The sequence below is a fragment of the Mesorhizobium sp. J18 genome (genome assembly GCF_007829525.1).
Lineage (GTDB): Bacteria > Pseudomonadota > Alphaproteobacteria > Rhizobiales > Rhizobiaceae > VLJP01.
The window spans coordinates 1-8,998 of sequence record NZ_VLJP01000071.1; the positions used below are offsets into that span (position 1 = coordinate 1).

Annotated in this window: 9 protein-coding genes and 1 pseudogene; 4 read left to right on the plus strand and 6 right to left on the minus strand. The window is 60.4% G+C overall.

Features of this window, described 5'->3' with window-relative positions:
- The first annotated feature begins 70 nt into the window (after positions 1-70).
- A protein-coding gene (locus tag L598_RS19480) for an IS3 family transposase (RefSeq protein WP_246658844.1) occupies positions 71-1,206 on the plus strand; the annotation gives its coding sequence in 2 pieces (ribosomal slippage) (positions 71-338 and positions 338-1,206; 1,137 coding nt in all).
- 69 nt (positions 1,207-1,275) lie between these two features.
- On the opposite strand, the gene L598_RS19485 is transcribed toward L598_RS19480, so the two are convergent.
- The 6 genes from L598_RS19485 to L598_RS19510 form a co-directional block, all read right to left on the minus strand.
- Positions 1,276-2,364, minus strand: coding sequence for a site-specific integrase (locus L598_RS19485; protein ID WP_144865384.1), 1,089 nt, complete (start codon positions 2,362-2,364; stop codon positions 1,276-1,278).
- Between the two features lie 195 nt (positions 2,365-2,559).
- Positions 2,560-3,783: a mechanosensitive ion channel family protein gene (locus L598_RS19490; RefSeq protein WP_144865386.1), complete on the minus strand. Its 1,224-nt coding sequence runs from the start codon at positions 3,781-3,783 to the stop codon at positions 2,560-2,562.
- A 49-nt stretch (positions 3,784-3,832) separates the two neighbouring features.
- Positions 3,833-4,228 (minus strand): transcriptional regulator, encoded by a 396-nt coding sequence (locus tag L598_RS19495; protein WP_144706665.1) that lies wholly within the window; start codon positions 4,226-4,228, stop codon positions 3,833-3,835.
- Between the two features lie 75 nt (positions 4,229-4,303).
- Entirely contained in the window at positions 4,304-5,347 is a 1,044-nt protein-coding gene (gene proX / locus L598_RS19500) for a glycine betaine/L-proline ABC transporter substrate-binding protein ProX (protein WP_144706663.1), read from the minus strand.
- 81 nt (positions 5,348-5,428) lie between these two features.
- Positions 5,429-6,361, minus strand: a complete 933-nt coding sequence (locus tag L598_RS19505; RefSeq protein WP_144706661.1) for a proline/glycine betaine ABC transporter permease — start codon at positions 6,359-6,361, stop codon at positions 5,429-5,431.
- A gap of 2 nt (positions 6,362-6,363) precedes the next feature.
- Positions 6,364-7,485: a glycine betaine/L-proline ABC transporter ATP-binding protein gene (locus tag L598_RS19510; protein ID WP_246658845.1), complete on the minus strand. Its 1,122-nt coding sequence runs from the start codon at positions 7,483-7,485 to the stop codon at positions 6,364-6,366.
- A 332-nt stretch (positions 7,486-7,817) separates the two neighbouring features.
- Between L598_RS19510 and L598_RS21930 the strand changes: the two are divergent.
- The 3 genes and pseudogenes from L598_RS21930 to L598_RS19520 form a co-directional block, all read left to right on the plus strand.
- A pseudogene (locus L598_RS21930) lies at positions 7,818-8,072 on the plus strand (trehalose-phosphatase); the annotation flags it as partial.
- Positions 8,073-8,110: 38 nt separating this feature from the next.
- Entirely contained in the window at positions 8,111-8,599 is a 489-nt protein-coding gene (gene otsB, locus L598_RS21935) for a trehalose-phosphatase (protein ID WP_281407428.1), read from the plus strand.
- 216 nt (positions 8,600-8,815) lie between these two features.
- The coding region (locus tag L598_RS19520; RefSeq protein WP_144861970.1) for a transposase at positions 8,816-8,998 on the plus strand (183 nt) is incomplete at its 3' end.

The following is an 8,998-nucleotide window of genomic DNA, read 5'->3' on the forward strand; positions in this document are numbered from 1 at the left end:
GATGTGAGGTGGTGCCGGTTTTTGAGACAGGGGCATAAGGTGGATTTTCCGATGAAAAGGACGATCCAGCATGAAGACACGCAGACGGTTCTCGGCCGAGTTCAAGGCCAAGGTTGCGCTTGAGGCGATCCGCGGCGAGCKGACGATTTCGGAACTGGCGACGAAGCACCAGCTTCATCCCAACCAGATCACCCAGTGGAAACGGCAGGCCATTGAGAACCTGGCCAAGGCGTTCGACGACAAGGCAGCGGATGCACAGGTCGGCCGGGAGGCCGAGGTGACGAAACTGCACGCCAAGATCGGCCAACTCGTCGTTGAGCGGGATTTTTTGGCCAAAGCCTTCGATCGCTGAGCCTGGATCGGAGGAGTATGATGATTGATCCCGATCACAACCGGCTCTCGATCTGCCGCCAGTGCGAACTGGTCTCGATCTCGCGGGCGTCGTTCTATCGACAGCCTGCCGGCGAGAGCCCGGAGAACCTCGAACTGATGCGCATCATCGACGAGGCCTTCATGGAAATGCCCTGGTATGGCTCCAGGCAGATGGCGCGGCACCTGCGCCGTCAAGGCTGGTGCGTGGGCCGCAAGCGGGTCCGGCGGCTGATGCGCAAGATCGGCCTGTCACCGATCTACCAGGCTCCGAAGACCAGCGAGCCGCATCCCCAGCACCGCATCTATCCATACCTGCTGCGGCATCTGGCGATCGAGCGGCCCAATCAGGTCTGGTGTGCCGACGCGACCTACATCCCAATGCGACGCGGCTTCCTTTACCTCGTCGCCATCATGGACTGGTTCAGCCGCAAGGTGCTGTCCTGGCGGCTGTCGAACACGATGGAGGCCGACTTCTGCGTCGCTGCTCTGGAAGAGGCGATTGCCCGGCACGGCAGGCCCGACATCTTCAACACCGACCAGGGGAGCCAGTTCACCAGCTTCGCCTTCACCACGACGTTGAAGGACGCCGGTATCCGTATCTCCATGGACGGGCGCGGCCGCTGGATGGACAATGTCTTCATCGAGCGGCTGTGGCGCAGTCTCAAATACGAGTGCGTCTTCCTCAATGCCTTCGAGACCGGCAGCGAGGCGCGCAGCGGCATCGGCTCCTGGATCGACTACTACAACCAGCGACGCCCACACTCGACCTTTGGCGGCAGGACACCCGACGAGGTCTATGCTACGGCACAAATGACGGAGCAATTGGCGGCGTAGAAACCAACCCGATCCACCTTAGCCAAGCCGCCAAGCTGTCTCACCAGACGGGTCCACCTCAGCACCACCTCAGATCTCCGGCGAGAAGTCGGTCTGCTCCCGAGCCCAGGTCGAGAACGAGGCGCGGAAGCCGTGCACAGTAGCGCCGTCATCCCGGATGCCGCGTAGACATTGCAGCATCGCCATGTTCGACAACGTCTTCGCCCGCGGGCCGGGAAAGAGATGAGGGTTGCCGTCTGTGGTGTGCGGCAAGGTGTTCAGCAACCTGATCACCTCGTCCGACAACGGAACCTTATGCTCCGCACCGGCCTTCATGCGCGCGGCTGGTATCGTCCAGAGCTTCTCGTCGAGATCGATCTCGTCCCATGTCGCGCCCAGCGTCTCGCCGGTGCGTGCCGCCGTCAGGACGGTAAACAGCAAGGCGCTTGCGCTCGTGGAATCCAGCTTCCTTATCTCGGCGACTACAGCAGGGACCTCCCTGTACGGAACGGCAGCATGATGCTTCTTCTGCCCCTTCATCTTGCCCAGCGGGGGCAACAAATGCATCAGCGGCCCGTCGCGTGAGGCAGGATTGTCGCCGGAGCGATAGCCCATGGCAGTCGCCCAGCCGAGAACCTTGTCGATACGACCCCTGAGATTTCCTGCCGTCGGAGGCTTCTCGGTCCAGATTGGCTTCAGCACTTTGAGCACCTCATCGATGCCGATCTCGTTGACCGGCTTCTTGCCGATGAAGGGATAGGCATAGGTCTTCAGCGTCGATCGCCACTGCGCCCGATGCTTGTCGTTCTTCCAGCTGGCCTCGTGGGAATTGATGTATTCCCGGGCGCATTCCTCGAATGTCGGTACCGCGGTGGCGACCGCAGCAACGCGCTCGGCTTTCCTCTCCTCACGCGCAGCCTTCTTCTGACCCGCAGGATCACCGCCATCACGAATCTCGATGCGCAGGCGGTCTGCTCTGTCGCGGGCCTCGGCCAGCGTGACGTCTCTGGTCGCGCCCAGGCCGATCACCTTGGGCTTGCCGTCGACCCAGTAGCGGAACAGCCAGCTTCTGGTCCCCTGATCGCGGATCTGGAGATAGAGGTTGTCGGAGATCCAGTGCATGCCAACCTCGCGCAGCGCATCGACCTCCCTGGAAGAGAGCGCTCGTCGGCGGGCCATGGTTGCTGCCTCCTCGGATCATTATATCGGAAGAGGAGCATTGCTTGATGAAGCTTAACAGTCCAGCATCGGCTGGGCCAATGCAAATTCAAAGGAGGTTAGCCATCGGCCACTTTCTCGTCGCGGGCTGACCTTTCTCAATATCTCTTGGCGCCAGGATCGCTGTAATGCGGGTTCGGGCTTAAGTGGCTTCGCCTAGCGGGACGCTGGCCTGCACAGCTCACGAAAATCTTGTCCGCTCGGATTCTGGAAGACGCGCAGGTCGAACTCAGGCAGGATGGAAAGAACATGGTCGAAGATGTCAGCCTGGACGCCCTCATATGCCGCCCAAGCGGTCGTGTTGGTGAAGCAGTAGATTTCAAGGGGCAGGCCTTCCGGGCCGGGTGGAAGCTGCCGCACCATGATGGTCATTGCCTGATGAATACCGGGATGGCTGTGCAGGTAGTTCTCCAGATATGCACGTAAAGTGCCGATATTGGTGGTGCGGCGCGTGTTGGCGGGCACGTTCGCACGCTCACCGAGCTTCGCATTCCACTCGGCCAGTTCCGCGCGCTTCTTCTCCAGATAGGTCTCGAGGTGACCGAACGATGCGAGCTTTTCGTAATCGTCCCGCTCAAGGAAGCGGATGCTGGTCTGATCGAGAAAGATAGCTCGCTTGATGCGCCGTCCGCCCGATTCCTGCATGCCCCTCCAATTCTTAAATGAATCGGTGACGAGCTTGCGAATTGGGATGGTCGTGACGGTCTTGTCCCAATTTTGTACCTTAACCGTGTGCAGCGCAATCTCGATCACGTCGCCGTCTGCATTCTGGCTCGGCATCTCGATCCAGTCACCGACACGTACCATGTCCGTGGAGGAAATCTGGATGCCTGCGACCAGAGAAAGAAGCGTATCCTGGAAAACGAGGATAAGAACCGCGGCCATCGCACCGAGGCCGGACAGCAGGATCAGCGGCGACCGGTCGATCAGCGTGGCGATCATAAGCAGCGCCGCGATGACATAGACCGCGATCTTGACGACCTGAATATAGCCCTTGATCGGCTTCAGCTTGGCATCGGGGCGACGGTGGTAAATTGTATCGACGATGTTGAACGCTGCGCTGAGCGCCATCGCCACCGTCAGGATCATGAAGGCGTTGGCGACATTCTTAACGACGATGACGATGAAGGCCGGCAGGTTGGGAACCAGCGCGATGCCGAGCGAAACGACCAGCGCAGGCATGACGTTCGCCAGCCTTTCGATCAGGCCATGGCGGCGAAGCTCGGGGTCGCGGCCGAAGGTGGTATAGTCCAGCAGTCGGTTCAGGCCGCGCAATAGAAGTGCCTTGACGACAAAGTTCGCGAACAGCGCTGTAAGGGCCAGCCCCGCCAGCGCGAGGCCGGTGACGATTATGGGATGAGAGAAGACCTCCGCAGTCACGATCACCTCTCCAACATTCGTTGCATACGGGCAAACAGTCCTTTCCGGTTCAGGCTGCCGTTTCGTCTTGCTCCACTTCCTGCCGGTGCGCAAGCGCGTCGGCGATTCCCTGCATTCGCCTACTGAGGTTGGCAACCTCCTGCGAGGTCTGGCGGAACGCACGCAAGAGTTCAGCTGGATTATCCGGCCGTCGTTCGACTGGGCCTGTCCCGATGCCTGTCAAGAGCCAAGACGGGCTGACACCCAGTAGCCCGGCCATCATGGTCAGCCGGTTGGCGCGCGGCATGTCACGGTCACATTCCCACGCGCTCCAGGTTTCCATCAAAACGCCGAGATTGCACACAGCCTCTTCCAAGCTCATCCCCATGATCTCGCGGGCAAGCGAAATCCGCCCCCCTAGCGTGTCCTCTGATATGGGGTTGCGGTCATATCCTCCGGAAAGCATCTGTGTGCCTCGTGGTGCGTTTGGTAACGATAGGGGAACGACGGCGGCGCGTATTGCGCCGCCATCGAGCCAGTGTCAGTCGGCTGCCGCGCGTGCCTTGTCGAGCCACTCATCGACCAAGTCGGCATTTGCCTCGATCCACTCCGCAGCATGGCGATCGACGTCGGACTGACTGCCCTCACCATCGTTCATCCGCGCGTTCTGGGAGAAGATGTCTTCGATAGGCAGCGAGGCAGTCTCGAGCAACGCACGGATAGCCGGGTTCTCTTCGAGGAAACTGGAATTCACCACCGGACGGATGTCATTTGCCGGAAAGCCGAGCTTGCACGGATTATTGACACAACCGGCCACGCCTTCAAGCGTGGCGGCATCTGCGAGGCTCATGAGGTCTTCCGGCAGGTCGACCTCCGGAACCTCGATCCATACGACATCCTCGCCGGGCTTTAGAGTGTCGACGGTCCAGTTTGGCGTCCAAGTGTAGAAGAGGATCGGCGTGCCTTCACCATAGGCCGCGACCGCGTCAGCCATCGACGCGGCATAGCTGGCCTTGATCGGATTGACGTGGTCACGCAACTCGTAGGCGTCGAGGTGGTGCTCGATATTGATCTCGCAGCCCCAGCCCGGAGGACAGGCGACCAGATCCGCCTTGCCATCGCCGTCGCGGTCGAACGCGGCCTTCACGTCGTCGCGCTTGAAGTCGTCGAGGGTCTTGATGTCGAATTTCTCTGCCGAGGCCTTGTCGACGAGATAGCCTTCCAGCGCTCCGCCCTTGGCGACATAGCCGACAAGCTCTGCACCCTGCGAATAGGTGCTCTCGTAGGAATTATGGAGCGGGAACCAGCCATTGACCCACAGGTCGAGGTCACCCTGAGAGACGGCCTGATAGAAAGGCGGATTGTCGAGCGTCGTCGGCCCCTCCACGGTGTAGCCGAGCTTTTCGAGCAGCTGCTTGTAGACGGCTGCCTCGAACCAGCCGGTGTCCCAGGTGGCCTGAGCCATTCTGACGGTCGTTCCGGCGCCCGGACCTTCCTGCGCCTGCAAAGATGTGACGGGAACGGCCAGCATCGCACCTGCCGATAGGGCGACGGCAAAAAGCCGAGAGAGAGATGGCTTGGTCATAGTAGTCTCCTTGTCTTCTTCTTGCGTCCCCACCTGAGATCTGGGGACATGGGAACCGCGCAAGACGCGGCTGGAGCAGGCTCAGCCTGCCCGTTCGGCCTCTTCCGAGGGCCTTGCTGCCCGCAGAGAGAACAGGGATCGTATCGTCTCCAGGAGCGAGGGGCCGCGCACGGTACGCTTCTCGCCCATTGCTTGGCTGATACGATCAAGGATAATTGCAAGCAGCACGATGCCGACGCCGCCGGCCGTCGCGTTGCCGACATCGAGCCGGCCAAGGCCCGTGAACACCGTGAGCCCAAGGCCTCCTGCGCCGATCAACGCGGCAATCACCACCATCGAAAGTGCCAGCATCAGCGTCTGGTTGAGGCCGGCCATGACGGTGCGCAGCGCCAGCGGGAACTGCACCTCGACCAGCATCTGCCACGGCGTCGCGCCGAAGGCGGTGGCAGCTTCCGTCAGGTCCTTGCGCACGTTGCGGATGCCGAGGTCGGTGAGCCGGATTATGGGCGGCAGGGCAAAGATAATGGTAGCAATGATGCCGGGAACGACCCCGACGCCGAACAGCATGACAATCGGCACGAGGTACACGAAGGACGGGATAGTCTGCATGATATCGAGAAGCGGTCGCATGACCGCGCGGAAGATATCGCTCCGCGCGGCGGCGATGCCGAGCGGAATGCCTATCACGACGCAGAAAAGCACGGCGGTAACCACCATCGCGAGCGTCGTCATGGTTTCCGGCCAAAGGCCGATTACGTCGATGAACGACAGGGCGACGAGCGTGAACAGCGCGACGCCACGCCCGGCTGTCCGCCATGCGATCAGTGCGAGTGCGCTCGTGAAGACGAGCATCGGCGTGGCATTCAGGAAAGCCGACAGGCCGTTGAGCACCTGGGTGATCGGCCATTGCATCGAGCGGAAGAAAGGCCGAAAATTCGGCACGAGCCAGTCCCGTACCAGCGAATTGACCCAATCGGCGAAGGGCAGCGAAAGAATGTCGGCGGGGCTCCACATTGCTATTCCCTTTCGCCGGCGAGCTGACGGAAAACGTCCTGCGGGCGGACGACTCCGGTGAGCCGGCCCGTCTCATCGGTGAGCGCGATCGGCAGACCTGCTCCTGCGAGCGGATAGAGATCGAACAGCCGTGCCTGCGGCGACGCCGTGGGGAAGTCATGCGAGACGACGCTTTCAAGAGTCATTCCATCGCGGAATGCCGCGTTGGCCGCTTGGTAGGTGATAACCCCGGCGAGCCTGTCTCCGTCGAGCACATGAACGGCGTCGGCGCCGACCTGCTCCATGCGGGCGATCGCCGAACTCAGATCGTTGGAGCCGATATCGATCGTCCCAGGCGCCCGGGCGATGCTGTCTGCCTTGAATACCAGCGACCGGTCAATGTCGCGCGTAAAGGCCGAAACGTAATCATCGGCTGGGCTGCCGACGATCTCCTCGGCGCTTCCGGTCTGGACAATCGCACCGTTGCGCATAATCGCGATCGTATTGCCAAGCGTCAGCGCTTCGTTGAGATCGTGGGTGATGAAGACGATGGTCTTTCTCAGCGAGCGCTGGAGTTCGAGCAATTCCTGCTGCATGTCGCTGCGAATGAGAGGGTCGAGCGCGCTGAACGGTTCGTCCATCAGCAGGATTTCTGGTTCTGAAGCCAACCCTCGCGCCAGTCCCACACGCTGCTGCATCCCGCCAGAAAGCTCGTCGGGATAGCTGTCCGCCCGCGCGCCGAGGCCGACCTGTTCGAGCGCAGCCTGCGCGCGTTCCCGGCGTTCAGCCTGCTTCACGCCGCGGATCTTGAGTCCGAAGGCAACGTTTTCAGCTACAGTCTTGTGCGGAAAGAGGGCGAAGTGCTGGAACACCATCGCCACCTTCTCGCGCCGGATGTTGCGGAGATCTTCTTCGGAACAGTTGGCAACGTCCATACCGTCAATAAGAATCTCGCCGGCGCTAGGTTTGATGAGACCGTTGATCATCCTCACCAGCGTAGACTTCCCCGACCCGGAAAGCCCCATCACGACGAAAATCTCACCCTCGACAACCGTAAAGGTCACATCGTGGACACCGACAGCTTGACCCGTCGTCTCGTATATCTGGTCCTTGCTCTTTCCTGACGAGAGAAGGCTGAGAGCCATCGAAGGATCGTTGCCAAAGATCTTGTATAGATTCTTTCCAGATATTTTAGGCTTCATGGATCGCTTCATTGAGCACATGATAATGACACTGAATGTCAGCGTGATATACGCTCGAGAATCTCCTTAGAGTTCCACGGCCGAATATATCATATCAGCCACGAAAATATTCAGCGTCGAGCGCGTGGAAGGCCGAATTGCCTTGAGAGGTTGCCGTTATAGGGAGACGGTCCTTCGATCGTCAACCCGCTGAGGTGCGATGCCTACGCTGACGTAGTGGGACGCGGTCTCAAGAGATGGGTTGCCCATTCCGGCTGAACCTGCATTTTAATGCCATGCACAAGAAGGATTCGTTGCTAGGCGCGTCGGCCTCTCGGCGCGCAAACTCATATGCACTGCCTACGCAAATCGCCAGCCTGGCAGTCTTTCTCGACATCGATGGCACGCTTCTCGATATCGCGAGCACGCCAGAGGCTGTCGTCGTGCCCCCCGGTATGCCGTTTGCGCTGGCACGCATGTCCGAAAGGCTCGATGGTGCGCTGGCGCTGGTGACAGGAAGACCAATCGAGTTTGTCGACCGCCTGTTTCCCGATGCAGAACTAGCGGTATCTGGTCTTCACGGAGCCGAATGGCGAGATGGTTCCGGGAATGCAGGGCGCGTCAAGACCACGTCGGAATTCAACGCCGGGAAGTTGCGTCTTCGCCAGGAGGTGGCCGCTGGCCGGGCGTTGTATTCGAAGACAAGGGAGCAGCTTTTGCTGCGCACTACCGGCTTGCACCCGAAAGGGAGATGCCTCTCCGTGACCTGATGCAAGACCTCACCGAAGCCGTTGGATCGGGCTGGGTGTTACAGGAAGGCAAACAGGTATTAGAATTGCGGCCGCGCGGCCGCGACAAGGGCGATGCGCTCATGGCCTTTATGGAAGCTGAGCCCTTTTCCGGGCGACAACCCCTGGCCATGGGCGACGACGTGACTGACGAACCGATGTTCATGGCGGCTAATCGGCTTGACGGTCTATCCGTGCGTGTCGGGGAGGACTGCAGGCAGAGCTGTGCGAGATATCGCGTTGCCTCCCCCTCCGACGTGCGTGCCTGGATAGAAAGGGCTTCGGCATGAGGGCGCTGCATGGGAACGCGTGCCCCGCTTCGGATCACTTCCGCAGGCTGGAGGGCACAGGATGAGCCGCCTCATCGTCGTCTCCAACAGGGTACCGGATGTCGCGAAAGGGCCGCCTCCCGGAGGGCTTGCTGTAGCCTTGGAATCGGCGCTCGAGCTGTGATCCTCCCCCAGTGAAGTGGTCCGCCGTTATGATTAGGAAACGGAGGATCGAGAATGGCCAACAAGCGACCGAAGCCGGAAGAGATTGTCTCGAAGTTGCGGCAGGTTGAGGTTCTGATGGGGCAAGGCCTGTCCCGTCTTGATGCGATCAGGCGGATCGGCGTTGTCGAACAGACTTATTACCGCTGGCGCAAGCAATATGGTGGGATGGGCGTAGATCAGTTGAAGGAACTGAAG